Source organism: Paenibacillus jilunlii (assembly GCF_900102965.1).
In the GTDB taxonomy this organism is placed as follows: Bacteria; Bacillota; Bacilli; order Paenibacillales; family Paenibacillaceae; genus Paenibacillus_AQ; species Paenibacillus_AQ jilunlii.
Window position 1 is genome coordinate 247,071 of the sequence record NZ_FNGM01000004.1, and the last position, 16,709, is coordinate 263,779.

Sequence of the window (16,709 nt, forward strand, 5' to 3'; positions counted from 1 at the left end):
TACTTATTGCGCTACCTCATCATTTTTTGTTGAGTGACGCTGTTGCCCGCTTGGTGTTATCCCACTCTTGAATCAGATAAAAAGCTATAGACTGTGTCTGTCCTGCTCTCATTCGAACAAGTGCTTATGCTTATTGAAAAATCGGAAAAAAAATTGCACATTATCTAGCTCAAACCATTCTGCTGTTTGAAGTGGCCTGGCATCGAGATTATAAATTTTTGCATGTAACGTGCCTAAGACAAAGGGAGAATGAGTGGCAATAATAAATTGGCTATCAAAATATCGTGCCAGCTCATTGATTTGTTCTGCCATCCGTATTTGATTGGCAGGAGAAAGTGACGTTTCCGGCTCGTCCAATAAATACAATTGCCCGGGCAGCAGATATTCCTCAAAAAATTGCATGGACGTTTCTCCATTAGAGTATTTTTCTTGTGAAAATTGAATATCTTCCATTTTCTTTTTGAACGCATATGTAGCCTCATACTGTGCCGCCTGAGCCTCGCTCATCCCTTTGCTAATCTGTTCATTTAGTATTCCCTCACGCAGCACGGAAGATTGCTGTATCTTCTTAATCTCATATAAAATATCCTCTGATTTCATATATCGGCATCCTTTTGGAAGTTGCCTGATTTCACGCTCTTGCTCATCATGCCCAAGCTGATAGCTGCTCAAATCAAGGAATCGCTGAGCATACACACTATGCCCGTAGCTTGTCATCCTTTCAGCTCCCGGGATTTCAAGCTTGTTGGAAATTACATTGAGTAAAGTGGATTTTCCGCTACCATTATTGCCATACAACACCGTAATCCGATCGAACAATAGCACCTCACCAGCCACATGCTTAAATACATAATCTGGGTAAATGTTGGGATTTCGATCTGTATAATTAGAAAGCTTAAAGCTTCTCAAATAAATCATTCCTATACTCCCACCTGTCTTATAGTTTGAGTTCTATTTTACCAGAAAAAAGACAATGTATTCTTAGGTTGCCGCCGTATTCAGTCGGCTCAATTGTATTAAATGATGAACCTGGAATCCGCTATCCATCGCTATCGCCGGCTGGCTTCACAGGTATATAACGGAAATGAATAGGTGGAATCATTTTGGGGACTTTGAGCCTTTTTTCACTTGTTGTATCCGGTTCCATTATTTACTATTAATAATAGTTTTCCATAAAATATAGGAAGAAGGATTGTACATGAGTCTGAGCAAAAGGCTATCCCAAATACTCTTCCCCATCATGATCATGTCTGTGATGGCGGGCTGCGGAGGTGACAAGCAGAACGGCGAGGCCGAAGGCACACAGGAACCAGCGGCCACGGCAAGCGCTCATCAGGCCCATTGGTCCTACGAAGGGGAAACGTCACCGGAGCATTGGGCGGAACTCGACGAACTGTTCTTGGCATGCAGTACCGGCAAGACCCAGTCCCCCATTAATATTCTCCAGGAGAACGTGAAGGATGACAAGAGTCTGTCGCCTATTGTAGTGAAGTATTCGCCGTCTCCGGTAGCTATGATTAATAACGGCCACACTATTCAGGTGAACTTGAAGAACCAGGACAACCGGATCATTATTGAAGGCAAAACATATACCCTGCAGCAGTTCCATTTCCATTTGCCCAGCGAGCATGAGGTGGATGGCAAACATGCGGACATGGAGCTTCATTTGGTACATAAAAATGAAGAAGGCCGGCTTGCGGTGCTGAGTGTACTGATTACTAAAGGTACAGAAAATGCCGAACTGAACAAGCTTTGGTCCGTGCTTCCGAACGAAGAAAGTGAAGAGGAGGTTACGGTGGACGGTGACTTCGACATGAATAAGCTGCTTCCGGCAGATCTTCATTCCTTCCGCTACCAGGGATCGCTCACCACGCCGCCATGCACCGAAGGTGTGCAGTGGATCGTCCTGGACAATCCGGTTCAATGGTCCGGGGAGCAAATTAATCAATTTGGTGCTATTTTCCCGCATGATAACCGTCCTGTACAAGAGCTTGGGTCCCGGGAAGTTGAGTCGGATGAATAGACCGGAGATCCCTGGAAGTTTTCCCGGATTCGATAGATCTTAACCCTAGACAGAATATAAAAGACCTTCAACTCCATCATTCCGTGGAGTTCAAGGTCTTTTATTGTAGCTACAGGCGATTAATTAGACAGTTGATCCATCAAAGCTTTGATCTCCGGGTCCAGACAAAGGGCATTCATGATGATGGTTAATGCCTCTGCCCGGGTCGATGACTGGCCGGGAGCGAAATTCCCATTGCCTCTTCCGTGAATTAGCCCGATTTGGGCAGCTCTGGCAATTTGGTCCTTGTTCCACGAATTAGCTGTGTCACTGAAGGAGATGCCGGCTTTTACCGGTGCTGCGCTGTTGAAGTCCACGATCTTGGATAAGATCTTAATGATCTCAGCGCGGCTGATTTCCCGGTCCGGCCTAAAGGTTCCGTCCGGATAACCGGAAACTATACCATTAGAGGCTAAGGCGGCAATCGCTGGTTGGGCCCAATGGGTATTAACGTCACTTAATTGAAGGGAAGAAGCGTCCGGTTTCGCCAGCCCAAATGCTTTGGCAACGACAGCAGCGAATTCCCCTCTGGTGATGGCTTTGTCCGGTCTGAAGGTGCCATCGGCATAACCGTTGATGACCTTCAGCTTAAGGAAAGCCGATATCGTCCGGGTGCTCCACAGGTCAGCAATGTCCTTAAGAGCAGGTGCCGGAACGTTTCCATCTTTCCCGGTAATCACGCTTCTAAGTGTCTCTTTTAAGGCTTGAGAATTTACTCCCGTAGCAAATATAGAAGATTGCGGCGTTTCAACAGGTGCAGGTTTGGCTGTCGGAACAGGTGTGGGTGCTGCCGTAGGCACCGTGCTTGGCACTGTACTAGGCACCGTGCCCGGATTTGAGCCTGTCCCGGAGCCAGGGGTCGGGCTAGGGTTCGGACTTGGCGTGTGGCTTGGTGACGGACTTGGATCTGAGCTTGGTAACGGACTTGGTGTCTGGGTTGGACTTGTGCCAGGCTCAGGTTCAGGCTCTGAGGTTTTAGCCTTTTCAATGGTCAATGTTTGCAGCTGTTCGCCATCGGCCTTTCTGGCTTCAATCACAATCTGATCCTTGCCGACCGTGATGGCCGAATATACCGGGAAATTGTCATCATACAGATACTCCAGGTAATCGAACTTGACCGCATCGTAGAATTTCCAGCCGGAGGACCCGCCGGACAGATACACGGTGCCTGGGCTGCCATCTTTTATAGGCTGGCCATTCTTCATAGGATAGGTCCAAGCGAGTGCATGATCGTGGCCCACCAGCACCAGGTCTGCGCCAAGCTCCTCAAGGACAGGGGCCAGATATTTGGTGACGAGCTCCGGACCACGCCCATCCTCTGTATGATAAGCAGGCCGGTGGAACATGGCGATATTCCATTTTTTGGAGCTGGTCTGCAAGTTTCCCCGCAGCCATTCTGCCTGTTTCTGCATGTCCACTTCATCGGCTTCTGAATTGAGCACTATAAAATGAGTATCCTCATAATCATACGAATAGGTCAGCTGCTCTTGTCCGGCCATTCCATTGCCCGGGAGCCCCAAAGCGGTTCTAAAGACTTCTTTTCCGCCATTCTTCACATCATGATTTCCCATCGTGTAGGCAGAAGGCACGCTGCCGCTGTATAGCTGTGAGGCCTTCATATCCTGCTCCCATTCATCCATAATGCCGCCATCATCGACAATATCCCCGCCATGCATCACAAACCGGGCATCCGGGTAGTTGGTAAAAGCACTGCTCAGCAAATTTTGATGAATATGGTAGGCTTCTTCGGTATTGGTGTGAGAGTCCGTGACAAACAAGAAGGAAAAGGCTTCCGGGCTTGCTGACTCTGTAGTAAACCTATGCTGCTCACTCCACAATCCCGGAGAACCCACACGGTAAATGTATTCTGTGCCCGGTGACAGGCTCTGGAGCATCCCTTTGTGGAACAACGTTTCTCCGACACGGTCGGGAGCCAGCAGAAGCTGCGGTTCCGCCGTCTGCTCTTTGACATTAGGCTGCTCAAAACCGGTGAACTTACTGGCCTCCACATATTGAATCACACCGCTCTCCACACGGGGGGCCGTTTTCCAGACGATGCTTTGGGTGGTTTTCATATCCTCTGTAACATAGGTTCTTACATATTCGGGCCTATCCGAGCCAAGCTGCGGCACTACGGACAAAGAGAATACCTTGCTGACTTTATCCCCATTTACTGCCTGAAGATTGAGGTTCGTTAAGGCCAGTGTTGTCAGGGAGGTCTGGATTTCACCCTGAGCATCGGTCAGACCCCATCCATCCTTCAGAAGCTTCACACCGATAGCTGCGGTGGATATCCAGCCTGTCGTTTTGCCGTCCGGAAGACGGATTGCGGTATATTCCCCGCGGGTCACTCCATCCGAAAAAAATTGTTCACCTTGGGTGAAGGAAGCAAGCTTGGCCGAAGCCGGGTCAGCATCCGCGTAGACATCTGCCGTTACCCGCTTCACCTCAGCGAAATACTGCGGAAAAAGAGGATCGGACGGGATGATCGACACCCCTTCGACCGGCACTCCTGCATCATCCGTGACACGGATGGTGCTTTTCGTATGGAGGGAGCTCCCTTTTACAGTAAGCTTGTAAGGAAAACCAATCGTATACTGGTGGGGGGCAGCCAGTGCATATACAGCTTCACCTACGGTCATTCGAAAACTGCCGTCGTTCATTACGATGGATTTGAAGGCCTCGCCGCGCTCCATTTTGGCACTGGGTTTTACAGCCACATTCAATAGCGCAATCGTCCCGTCAGCCGGCAGGGAATCATTACTCAGCCCGGCAAGCTGCAGCCGATACTGTCCTTTTGCAGGGTCAATCTCATTCTGCGTAACGAACGGTCCCGCTACCTTAGGTTCAGCAGTGGTAATCTCCAACGTTTGGGGGTCGTATTGAAGCTGGGCATAGGAATCTTGTAAATCAACAGCATTTTTGACCTGAAGCTTCAATTGGAACGTTGTGTTGCTGATGACTTCTGCGGGGGCGTCCAGGTGATATTGAATCCCGTCTTGAATAAAGAAGGTGCTGCTGCTCTCGGCGGGATTGCCGGATCTGTCATATACGGCCGACTGGACGGTATGATATCCCCCTGCCAGCGGAGTGGAAGGCTGATAGGAAATAAGGCCGCTGGCCGCTTCATACTCGGGCTGTACAGGATGTCCATCCAGATTCAGCATAACTGAGCCGGGATCAATGCCTGATTGGGCATCGGTGGCCGCAAGCTGAATGTGGGGCGAGTTCGTATGGATGACTGCTTCATTAGCCGGAGAAAGTACATCCAGCGTTGGGACGCCCATATCTTCATTAGGGTCCTGCCCATAGACCAGGCGTACGTCATCGACCCATACGGTGCCTTTATTTTTCTTCTCCAAAATGGATTGTTCAATCCGCATGTAGATTTCCAACTGGATAGGACCTACTTTATTTTGGGGGATTTCGCCCTCAATGTATTTCCAGCCCGTCCAGTCCACGCCAACATTCTCGTCCAAATATTCCACCTCAAAGGACTTTCCGTTGCCGTCCCTGAACTTGCTGAAGATAAGATGTCCATCGTTATTGCCATACACCCACATCCCGATTTTTTGGGGAAGGCCGGTGACCGGATACGGAGCTGCAGGGCCTACATACACATAGGAGGGGTTTTCCTTAACGCCAATGTAGTCATAATCCAAACGTACGGAATTATTTCCAGAACGGACATGCCGGGGATCGGATTCCAGGCTCATCGCGCCTGAGAAATTCCTTTTTTGAACCAGCACGTTGTCGCTCAGATTATTCTCGAAATCCTCGATGACAACGGTATTCAGGAGGGGCGGGTCAGCGGCAATGAGGCCTGCCGGTTGAAGAGTGCTTACGATAACGGTGATGAGTAGGAGGAGCATTGTTGCTCTGGAGGATATAAATTCATACCTTCGGCGAATACGTTTCTTGAACATGGTTTTCTCTCCCTCTGCGTTTACAAGATTCATAGTCTACTGCATTACAACATCGTATGTAAGGTTTGCTTGTGTGAAATTTATTATAAAGCTGATCTGTGCTGATAGTATTAATTTAAAGAATTAACTATGTAAATAATCAGTAGGAAGGTCCTAGCTTTTTTTTCCGTATTGGCCGGGGGTGTGGCCCGTGAAATTCTTGAAGGTACGGATGAAATTGGCGTAATCATTGAAGCCGGACAGATAGCAGGTGTCAGATACCGAGTTGCCGGCGGTGAGGAGCTGCTTGGCTAAGGTGATTTTTTTCAACAGGACATAACGGTAGAGGGTTCCTCCGGTCTGCTGCTTGAACAGATGGCTGAGATAATACTTATCTACGGATAGTTCCTCAGCAATCCCCTCCAGCGAAAGGGCCAGATGCAGATGGTTATCAATATAGGACATGGCCGACTGAATCAGTGTGGAGATCAGACTGGGAACTGCTGAAAAGCTGCGGCTGTACAGATCGTTGACCTGCACCAGCAGCTGAATCAGATAAGTGAGCGCCAGAACGTCGCTGCCGTACTGCGGATGCTTCAGGATGCCGATGAGACGGAATGCCAGTCCGGTAAAAGCTTCAAGCTGTGCCTGATCCATCTGCGAAAGGTTATGTTCTCCGGTCTGACGGTTCTGAAAGCAGGCGAGCAGATTCGTGTCAGCGGTGCAAAAGGGGTAAACCAGAGGTGCTTTGAAGTGGATTGTAATCCGTTCATAGGGCTCTGGGGACAGGTTGATGATTTTATGGATTTCATGATTGTTGAAGATTAGAACATTTCCGGGACTCAGAGGATAGCTGTACTGTTCCACAAAACAGTTCACCTGCCCGCCCAGGAACAGAAAGATTTCATAATGGTCATGAATGTGAAAATCCTTGGTGGGAGAGGTCGGGGAATTGCCGATTCCCGCCAGGATATCACCATGGAACTGCTGATAATATTCGGCATGCTTCATTTCGTAGACCCCCTTCGGAATTTATCGCAATAAACGCAACAAATCATTAATTATCGCAAAGACATTGCGATAACATAAAACTAAACTATAAATGAAGTTTAGACAATCCAGAAGAGCGAAGCCATGGAGGAATTGAAGATGAACGGTAAGGAACAGCGCAGATATTGGCTGGATACGATGCTGCTGATCGGTGCTCCGGTGCTGGAAGCATTGAAGCGGAGGACACTTACGATTACGCTGCCGGTGGAATTCCACAGCGGCCGGAGCGGCTTCGCGCCGCTGGAAGCTTTTGCCCGGCTGGCCTGCGGGATGGCGCCCTGGCTGGAGCTGGAAGGCCTTGAAGGTGAAGAAGAAAAGCTTAGAGGATATTACGCCAGGCTGATGTTGGAAGCGCTTGATGCGGCTACGGACCCGGAATCTGCGGATTATATGGATTTTGAGGCGGAGGGGCAGCCGCTGGTCGATGCGGCTTTTCTGGCGCATGCGCTGGTGCGCGCACCAAAGCGCCTGGCCTCGCAGTTGAATGAACGCGTCAGGCGCAACGTGATTGCGGCATTAAAAAAGACCCGCCGGACGGCCCCCTGCGGCAGCAACTGGCTGCTGTTCAGCGCAATGGTGGAGGCCGCCCTGTACATTCTCGGCGACCCGGAATATGACCGGATGCGGGTAGGTTATGCAGTCCATATGTTCATGGACTGGTATAAAGGCGACGGAGTATACGGGGACGGCAAAGATTTTCGCTGGGATTATTACAACAGCTTTGTAATTCAGCCGATGCTCGTGGATGTGATTACCCTTTTTGAGCAGGATTCGGCGCATTACCCCCAATTGAAGCCTCTGATTATGCAGCGGGCCCGGCGGTATGCCACCGTGCTGGAGCGGATGATCGCACCGGACGGCACTTATCCGTTCCTTGGACGTTCCATCGTGTACCGCTTCGGGGCGTTTCAGCTGCTCGCGCAGGCGGCGCTTCAGCATTTCCTTGAAGAATCCCTGCAGCCTGCACAGGTACGCTGTGCCCTGACGGCTGTGATCAAGCGGATTATGGAGTTCCCGGGCAATCTGGATGAGAACGGCTGGCTGCGCCCGGGCGTATACGGTTATCAGCCAGAGCTGGCAGAGAGCTATATCAATACAGGCAGCTTGTACTTGTGTGCAGCCGTATTCCTTCCGCTGGGACTGCTGCCTGAAGATCCATTCTGGAGCGGGGAGAATCAGAATTGGACTTCACAGCAAATTGCTGCAGGTGGGAATGTTATGCGCGATCATGCTTTGTAATTTTACGCTACTGGGAAGGGGAGAACAGATATGAATCAACAGGAATTGCTTGATATCATCCGGGAGGCTGGTCCGCTGCAGGTGAGCCATTATTATCCGCAGGGGGATCAGGATATTTTCTGGAAGCGGGCAGCGGAGTCCGGCGAATGGAAGGAGAGTATCTCTGAAATCCGGGCGGAGGGTCTGCGGCTGGAAGCTCTGGACATTCCGGAGCTGACGTATTCCCTGTTCACGGCCTTTGGGCGTACAGGCTCCAGGCTGGAGTATGAACGGGTCTATTTCGAACGGAGAAGAAGGCTGAATACGTATGCTTTGCTTGTTTTGCTGGAGCCGGAGAATCCGGGATATCTGAGGGGGCTGGAAGATATCCTGTGGTCTATCTGCGGGGAGTACACCTGGTGTGTTCCCGCCCATTTGCCTCCGGATTTTGCGGTCACGGAGATCGGACGGTTTATTGATCTGTTTTCGTCTGAGACCGGTTTTACCTTAAGCGAAATATCGTTACTTCTGGGCGGGCGGCTGTCGCCGCTGCTGCGTGCCCGGATCTCGGCTGAAGTGGAACGCAGGATATTCCGGCCTTTTCTGGAAGACGGCCCTTATCACTGGGAGACCGTCACACATAACTGGTCTGCTGTCTGTGCAGGATCGATCGGGGCGGCGGCTATGCTGGCACTGGATGACCCGGCTCAGCTGAGCCGGATTCTGCACAAGACGGAACGCAGTATGCACTTCTATCTGGAGGGCTTCGGGGAGGATGGAGCGTGTGCGGAGGGGCTTGGCTACTGGAATTACGGATTCGGATATTTCACGTATTACAGCGATCTTCTGCGGGCCAGAAGCGGAGGGAAGCTGGACTGGTTCCAATGTGACAAGGTCCGCAGCATCGCCGCGTTCCAGCAGAAATGCTTCATAGGCGGCAGCCTTGTAGCGAATTTCTCTGATTCGACGCTCCGGGTCCGCGTACATATGGGCCTGTCCCATTATCTGGCGGCAAAATATTCTTGTGTCGAGGCTCCTCCGGCGCAGCTTCGTGCTCCTTATACAGAGGATCATTGCAGCCGCTGGGCTCCGGCACTGCGCAATCTAATCTGGACAAGGCAGGCCAGGGTTGCCCAGGAGTGGGGTGCTGCCAGCTTTTATCTTCCTGATGCAGCTTGGATCGTTGTACGGCACGGTTCTCCGGAGAAGGTCTTTGGCTTCGCCGCCAAGGGCGGACATAACGATGAACCGCATAATCATAATGATCTGGGCCATTTCATTCTGGCCGGCGGCGGGGAAGTCTACGCCGCAGACCTTGGAAGCGGAGAGTACACGGCGGATTATTTTGGCAAAGGCCGTTACCGGTATGACTGCAATGGTTCCCAGGGTCATTCGGTGCCGATTATCAGCGGCCGGTACCAGAGTGCAGGACCGGAGTATACAGCTGCAGTGCTGCATGCCGCCACTGGGGCGGACAAGGATGAGCTAAAGCTGGAGTTATCTAAGGCTTATGAAACGGAAGGCCTGAAGTCACTGATCCGTTCTCTGGTATGGCACAAGGAGGAACTTCCCCGCTTGGAGCTGTGTGACGAGTATCTGTATGAAGGGGCAACGGAGAGCTGGACCGAGCGGTTCGTAACCTGGCGGCAGCCGGAGCTCCTCCGGACCGGCATCGTCCTGCTGCCGGGAAGTGATGGCGGCGGAGTAGCAGTACATTATGATAATAAGCTGGTGGAACCCGAAATTACGCCACGTGAGTACCGTGATCATTACGGCCGGGAGACGGTCTGGCATACGCTGGATTTTCATGTGCTCCGGCCCGGCTCTGAAGGCAGATTTGTATTCACATTTCAGTTCTTATCATAGATAAATGGCGGTGTTTGAATGAATAACCAAACGGAAAATACGGCTTGGGTAGAAGAAGCCTGGAGTAAGGCACTGGAGAAAACGGGGATAAACAGCCAAAGCATCGGCGCTGAATTCCCTCATGCGGGTCAGAGCGGCAAATACGTGCTGGAAGCCCCGAATTGGTGGACCGCCGGATTTTGGCCCGGTATGCTGTGGCAGTTCTACGGTGAATGCGGTGACGAAAGCCTGAAAGCGATTGCCGAGCGCTGTGAGAAAAGGCTTGACGAGGTGCTGGACGGCTACGTTAAGCTGGATCATGATCTTGGCTTTATGTGGATTCTTACCAGTGTGGCGAACTTCAAGCTGACCGGAAACGAAATGTCTCGTATCCGGGCATTAAAAGCGGCTAATTACTTGTCCGCCCGCTTCAACCTGAAAGGCCGCTATATCCGGGCCTGGAATCCTTGGCGGGAAGGGGAGGACAACAGTGGTGTTGCAATTATTGACTGCTGCATGAATACCAGCCTGCTGTTCTGGGCTTCCGCAGAGACAGGTGATCCGCGCTACCGTCATATCGCCGAGGCGCACATGGATACCGTGCTGGAGCATTTCATCCGGGCAGACGGTTCGGTATACCATATCGTCAACTTCAATCCGGACACGGGTGAGGTGAAGGAGAAGCCCGGGGGACAGGGCTACGGACCTGAATCTGCCTGGTCGCGCGGCACAGCCTGGGCTGTTTACGGCCTGACGCTGGCGTACCACCATTCGGCCAAACCGGAGTATCTGCATGCTGCCCAGCGGGTTGCGCATTTCTTTTTGACCCGGCTTCCGGAGGATCATGTTCCCCATTGGGACTTCCGGGCGCCAGGGGAAACCGGTAAAATCCGCGATACCTCTGCCGGCTCCTGCGCAGCGAGCGGCCTGCTGCTGTTGGCCCGCCAGGTAGACGATTCGGAGTCACATATATACCGTAGCGGTGCGCTGAAGATCATGGAGTCCCTTTACCGGAATTACGGAACCTGGGACCAGCCGGACGAGGAAGGGCTGCTGCTTCACGGAACAAGCAACTATCCGGAGAACCGCAACATTGGCGTTTCCCTTATCTATGGCGATTTCTTTTATGTCGAGGCGCTGGCCCGGCTTAAGGAAGCCGGCCCGTTCTACTGGGAATAGGAGCATTTTCCGGTGATATCCGGGTTGGATATTCCTAAAGATCCGAACGAAAATGTGACAGCGCCGACGGCTATCTTTTAGCATCCTCGTAAGAGTTAATAAATTTTTCATATGACTCTCAGGGTTACTTAGGCTATAATGAGGTCTAAAAAAGAAAACGGGGCGTTAGAATGAATCAGTTTAAAGGTGAAAAAAGCCTGCTTTCGGAGAAAAAGGAGCGTTTTTCTTCCAGCGGCTTTATTTTTGCGGCCATTGGCAGCTCAGTGGGTCTGGGGAATATGTGGAAGTTCCCTTATATTACAGGAGAAAACGGGGGAGCGGCTTTTTTCCTGCTCTTCATCGTCTGTCTGGTGCTGATCGGCTTGCCGGTATTGCTGGCTGAACTGGCCATCGGACGCAGCGGACGCGGAAGCGCGGCGACTTCGTTCATACGGGCCGGAGGCGGGAAAGGCTGGAAGGCAGCTGGAATTCTGCAAGTGGTGGCGCCGTTCCTGATCCTTTCCTTTTATATAATTGTTGCAGGCTGGACGCTGAACTACGCGGTGATCGCCTTCAATGGACAGTTGTTCAGCACAACTGATTACGCGGGTCAATTTGGCTCCTTCATCTCAGGGTATATGCCCATTGTCTGGCAGGGTGTAGCCATGCTGATTACAGCGGGCGTGGTCATCCTTGGGGTTTCTGGCGGGATTGAGAAATTTAATAAAGTATTGATTCCCGGCCTGGTCGTTCTCCTCATTGTGTTGATGATCCGCGCGGTAACATTGCCGGGTGCGGGCGAAGGGGTATCCTTTTTCCTCAAACCGGACTTCTCGGTGCTGACGGCCGAATCCGCGCTGGTCGCCTTGGGACATGCCTTCTTCTCGCTGTCGCTCGGGATGGGGATTCTGCTGACTTACGGTTCTTATGTGGATAAAAGACAGTCGCTGGGCAGCGCTGCATTAGCCATTGGCGCCGGAGATTTGGTGTATGCGTTTATCGCCGGATTGATTATTTTTCCGACGACATTCTCGTTTGGCATTGCCCCGGATCAAGGGCCTTCACTGATTTTTATCGCGCTGCCGGCAGCTTTCTCGGCCATGCCTTTCGGTTCGTTCTTCGGCGGCCTGTTCTTCATTCTGCTGGCGATTGCCGCTTTGACCTCGGCCGTATCCCTGCTTGAAGTGCCTGTATCCTTTGCTATGGAGCGCTGGAACTGGAGCCGCCAGCGTGCGGTCTGGGTCTTGTCTCTGATTTGTTTCCTGCTCGGCATTCCTTCAGCGATGTCGCTGGGGATGTTCCCGGAGCTTACATTCGGCGGCAAAGCCTTGTTTGACTGGATGGATTTCATCACCTCTAATATTATGCTGCCGCTGGGCGGCCTGCTGATTACCATTTTTGCCGGGTATTTCTGGAAGGGGGCAGCGGAAGCTGCCGGGCTGCAGGCGGGCTGGTTCCGCGTCTGGCTGTTCATGCTCCGGTATGTCGCCCCGGTTCTGGTGTTCCTGGTGCTGCTGCATACCTCGGGAATTTTGACCTTTTAATGTAAAGCCATACTTCGGCAGAAAGAACACAATCAAACCCTGCAACCACAAGAGTTGTAGGGTTTTTGATCGTGTTACTCATCTGTATCAAACCGAAGTCCAGCCCCCGTCCACATACAATGTCTGGCCAGTCGTGTAGCTGGAAGCGTCCGAGGCAAAATAGATGGCTGCACCGTTCAATTCCTCCGGATTGCCGGGCCGGCCGAGGGGACACTGCGCATTGTACAACTGGAGAAAACTGTCCTGATACAGGGCGCGTTCAGTCATTTCCGTGCGGAATAGGCTGGGACCAATGGCATTCACAGTTATGCCATACGGAGCCAAGGAAGCCCCCATGCCCCGGGTCATGCTCAAAACCGCGCCTTTGGAGGCATTATAGGCATGAAGCGGAAATGACTTGCTGCCGATCATGCCGCAGATGGAGGCCATGTTGATAATCCGGCCATAGCTTCTATCCTTCATGGGCTTAATGACATGCTTGGACATAAGAAATATGCTTTTTAGGTTGGTGTCGATCACCCGGTCCCATTCACGCTCTTCCAGCTCCTCCACCGAACCGGCGGAGGCGACCCCGGCATTGTTCACCAGAATATCGATTTTGCCCCAATGCTGTAAAATATCCTGGACCGCAGCCTCAATCTCATCCTCCCGGATGACATCGCATCTCAGTGACAGGGTCTGGCGGCCTGCGGTTTCTATCTCCCTGGCCGTTTGTGCCAGCTTGTCCGGCCTTAGATCCAGAAGGGCCACATCCGCGCCCTGTGCGGCGAACGCCTTAGCCAATTCTGCGCCAATCCCGCCAGCTGCGCCGGTTACAACAGCCACTTTGCCGCTTAAATCAAACAGATTATTCATGGTAACCCTCCTTATTCATCGTCAGCTTCAATGTAACATAGACCTATTAATGATTATATATATGGAAAATATAAAAATAATTGGAATCATTGTGCAGCCCGCACTATAATAAACAGAGGGTGAGGGCGATGAGTATTAGCTTTGAGCAACTGAGCAGGCATTTTGGGAAGCAAGCGGTGCATGTTCATCGGAACAAGAGATCAGAGGATGAAGTTTACTGTGATGCCAAACTGATTACGAAGAGTCTAACCTCCTTTGCGCCCGGATTTATCTATGTGGGCAAGAGCTCCATGCTCCCGGGTAATGCCGCTAATATGGAGAATGCCAGCCTGATGCTGATTAATGACGCAGAGCTTCCTGTAGTTGAGGATGTGGAGAGCAGCCCGAATATGATTGAGTTTACAGCGGGAGCAGATATCTTTGAGATCTACAATCAGACCAGGGAGCTGTTTCTGGAACAAGCGGAAACCGAGCAGGCGAAGGCCAAGCTGCTCAAAGCTTTTGCGGCCGGAAAAGGGATGGAGCATATCGTATCGGTGGCGGCGGATATACTGGGTAATCCGGTAATCGTCATTGATATAAGCTATAAAGTGCTGGCCTGTTCGGACAGCGAAGTAACCGATCCGGTCTGGAGAGATAATCTGCAGAAGGGCTACTGCTCTTATGATTTTATAGCCACCGTCCAAAAGATGAAAAGCGTACAAAACGGTGCAAAGTCCGAGGAACCGTATGAAGTGTTCTGCAGCGGCAGTGCTGCTGCGAAAGTGGTGGCAAAGATTAAAATCGGGGACAAGCCTGTCGGCAATCTTATTTTGCTGGGTACAGAACGGCCTATCCGTCCAAGGGACCGTGATCTGGCCGCTTTTGCCGGTGAGATGGTGGCGGCGGAACTGCAGAAGAACAGCTTTTACCGGAATTCTACGCATGCCGTGTATGATGAGCTGATCTACGATCTGCTGGAGAATCAACTGAGCGGCAAAGAACTTGTCCAAGAGAGGCTCCGGAGCGGTAATATCAAGCTGAACGGCAGGCTGTCCGTGCTGGTGCTGGATATTGCGCGGTATGATGCTTCCGGCAAATACAACGGGTATTTACGGGACCGGATCCGTACGCTTTTTACCGCGGAACGACAGATCTTTTATAATGGGCACATTGTCAGTATCAGGGACCGGGAGCCTAGGGGAGCGAGAATAGAATGTGGCCCCGACATGCATGAATTCCTGATCTCGAATCAGATTCGCCTGGGAATCAGCAGTGAATTCAGCGACATTGCGGATTGCCGCAAATATTATCTGCAGGCGGTCAAAGCGCTGGAAATCGGCCTGATTGCCCTGCCTGCCGATCCGGTGATTGTATACTCCGATGTGCAGCTGTATGACATGTTGTCTGCCTATACACAAAGTGATTACAGGGACGTATGCCATCCGGCGCTGCTTACTTTGCGGGAATATGACGGGAAGCACCATGCTGACCTGTACCATACCCTTTTTATCTATCTGAAGAACAACCGGCAGCTGCAAAAAACCGCAGTCGAGCTGTTCATCCACCGCAACACCCTGCGGTACCGTCTGCAGCAGATCAGTGAATTGATCCATGTTGATTTAGACAATATTGATAACGTTCTTAAATTATATATGTCCTATAAAATGACCGCCTACCTCGATAGATTGAGGGAAGCAGGAAAATGCACAAGCGGATAGATGATGAAGAAATAAGTTCCCCTGTACAGGCACTTCTAGGCGATGACCCACATACAATAAAAGGACCATGAACCCGTAGTTCATACTACAGATCGGTTTCATTGTACATGTGCGGGAGGTGTCGCCAAGTTGCCGGGAATAATAAGCACGATAGCGCTGCTGATCAAAGAACTGACACTGCTGGTATCTTACGTAAGGAACAATGCTTTTCCCCAACCGCTCTCCGAACAGGATGAAAGCAAATACTTAGGGAGGATGGCGGAGGGAGACGCTAAGGCTCGTAACTTGTTAATTGAACACAACTTGCGCTTGGTCGCCCACATAGTAAAAAAATTCGATAACACCGGCGAAGACATGGAGGACCTGATCTCCATCGGCACCATCGGCCTGATCAAAGCCATCGAGAGCTACCGCCCGAACAAAGGGACGAAGCTCGCCACTTTTGCTGCCCGTTGTATCGAGAATGAAATCCTCATGCATTTGAGATCGCTTAAAAAGACCAAAAAGGACGTATCCCTGCATGATCCAATCGGGACGGACAAGGAAGGCAACGAGATCACACTGATCGATATTCTTGGCTCGGACGCAGATGATATTGTTAAAGAAGTCGATCTGAAGATCGAGAAGAGCAAAATCTACCGCAATCTCGACATTCTGGATGACCGGGAAAAGGAAGTGGTGGTTGGGCGCTTTGGGCTGGACACCGGCGGGGAGGAGCGGACGCAGCGGGAGATTGCGAAGGAGCTGGGCATCTCGCGGAGTTACGTGTCGCGGATCGAGAAGAGGGCGCTCATGAAGCTGTATCATGAGTTTTATAAGGCGAAGCGATAACTTCTGAAAGCAACTTGTCTGCGGATAAGTTGCTTTTATTCTAAATACGCAGGTTATGAGTTTGATTAAATCATGAAGAATACAATACGAAGGAGAATTTTATACAATGAGCTACAAAGAAATATATGATCCCATGTTCAATTGTTACATACGTATGAAAAACACGAAAAGCATCAAGGTCCATATCAGAGAGTAATTCGTGCTAAATCAACTCGTAAAGATACATGAGAAGGAAAGGGCGCAGGTAGTGGAATGGTATTCAGAAAAGTATTTTAATAAAATTTAGAAAGTCAGATATTAGAAGGCGGGAGGCTAAAGATTTGATAGGTGGAAATCTGTATCCCCATACTCCATGATCACTTTTTCAAAGGTTGCTTGCGTCTCATTAGCCTGCAACCTTTCTACAAGTAGAGACAGACCCTTCTCATTTTCAAAACCGCAAAAGGTCAAAAGAGCAGCCATTCTCCCATCATGAACTGTGACCCGTAAGAGGGTCACTTTTTTCAAAGTTTCCATCTTACGGGTCACAGTTCAGGTGTTA

11 protein-coding genes are annotated in these 16,709 nt (G+C 50.8%); 7 read left to right on the forward strand and 4 right to left on the reverse strand.

Annotation, left to right across the window (positions count from 1 at the left end):
* Positions 1–108 precede the first annotated feature (108 nt).
* Positions 109–918: an AAA family ATPase gene (locus BLQ82_RS10505; protein WP_062525550.1), complete on the reverse strand. Its 810-nt coding sequence runs from the start codon at positions 916–918 to the stop codon at positions 109–111.
* Between the two features lie 280 nt (positions 919–1,198).
* Between BLQ82_RS10505 and BLQ82_RS10510 the strand changes: the two genes are divergently transcribed.
* Positions 1,199–2,023: a carbonic anhydrase gene (locus BLQ82_RS10510; RefSeq protein WP_062525549.1), complete on the forward strand. Its 825-nt coding sequence runs from the start codon at positions 1,199–1,201 to the stop codon at positions 2,021–2,023.
* Between the two features lie 119 nt (positions 2,024–2,142).
* Here BLQ82_RS10510 and BLQ82_RS10515 read toward each other — a convergent pair whose 3' ends face one another.
* Both BLQ82_RS10515 and BLQ82_RS10520 read right to left on the reverse strand, forming a co-directional pair.
* The gene (locus tag BLQ82_RS10515) at positions 2,143–5,988 is read right to left on the reverse strand and encodes an S-layer homology domain-containing protein (RefSeq protein ID WP_062525547.1); all 3,846 of its coding nucleotides are present in this window, start codon (positions 5,986–5,988) and stop codon (positions 2,143–2,145) included.
* Between the two features lie 153 nt (positions 5,989–6,141).
* A complete protein-coding gene (locus BLQ82_RS10520; RefSeq protein ID WP_062525545.1) occupies positions 6,142–6,978 on the reverse strand; it encodes an AraC family transcriptional regulator in 837 nt (278 codons plus the stop codon).
* A 138-nt stretch (positions 6,979–7,116) separates the two neighbouring features.
* Here BLQ82_RS10520 and BLQ82_RS10525 point away from each other — a divergent pair, with 138 nt between their 5' ends.
* The 4 genes from BLQ82_RS10525 (at position 7,117) to BLQ82_RS10540 (ending at position 12,782) form a co-directional block, all read left to right on the forward strand.
* Complete coding sequence (locus BLQ82_RS10525) at positions 7,117–8,256, forward strand: DUF2264 domain-containing protein (RefSeq protein WP_244280754.1); 1,140 nt, start codon at positions 7,117–7,119, stop codon at positions 8,254–8,256.
* A gap of 30 nt (positions 8,257–8,286) precedes the next feature.
* Positions 8,287–10,101 (forward strand): heparinase II/III family protein, encoded by a 1,815-nt coding sequence (locus tag BLQ82_RS10530; RefSeq protein ID WP_062525541.1) that lies wholly within the window; start codon positions 8,287–8,289, stop codon positions 10,099–10,101.
* 18 nt (positions 10,102–10,119) lie between these two features.
* Complete coding sequence (locus BLQ82_RS10535) at positions 10,120–11,259, forward strand: glycoside hydrolase family protein (RefSeq protein WP_062525539.1); 1,140 nt, start codon at positions 10,120–10,122, stop codon at positions 11,257–11,259.
* Between the two features lie 170 nt (positions 11,260–11,429).
* On the forward strand, positions 11,430–12,782 hold the full coding sequence (locus BLQ82_RS10540) for a sodium-dependent transporter (protein WP_062525537.1): 1,353 nt from the start codon (positions 11,430–11,432) through the stop codon (positions 12,780–12,782).
* Between the two features lie 87 nt (positions 12,783–12,869).
* Here BLQ82_RS10540 and BLQ82_RS10545 read toward each other — a convergent pair whose 3' ends face one another.
* Complete coding sequence (locus BLQ82_RS10545; protein ID WP_062525535.1) at positions 12,870–13,637, reverse strand: SDR family NAD(P)-dependent oxidoreductase; 768 nt, start codon at positions 13,635–13,637, stop codon at positions 12,870–12,872.
* Positions 13,638–13,765: 128 nt separating this feature from the next.
* Here BLQ82_RS10545 and BLQ82_RS10550 point away from each other — a divergent pair, with 128 nt between their 5' ends.
* On the forward strand, positions 13,766–15,337 hold the full coding sequence (locus tag BLQ82_RS10550; protein ID WP_062525533.1) for a PucR family transcriptional regulator: 1,572 nt from the start codon (positions 13,766–13,768) through the stop codon (positions 15,335–15,337).
* 129 nt (positions 15,338–15,466) lie between these two features.
* The gene (gene sigK, locus BLQ82_RS10555; RefSeq protein WP_062525531.1) at positions 15,467–16,168 is read left to right on the forward strand and encodes an RNA polymerase sporulation sigma factor SigK; all 702 of its coding nucleotides are present in this window, start codon (positions 15,467–15,469) and stop codon (positions 16,166–16,168) included.
* Positions 16,169–16,709 lie beyond the last annotated feature (541 nt).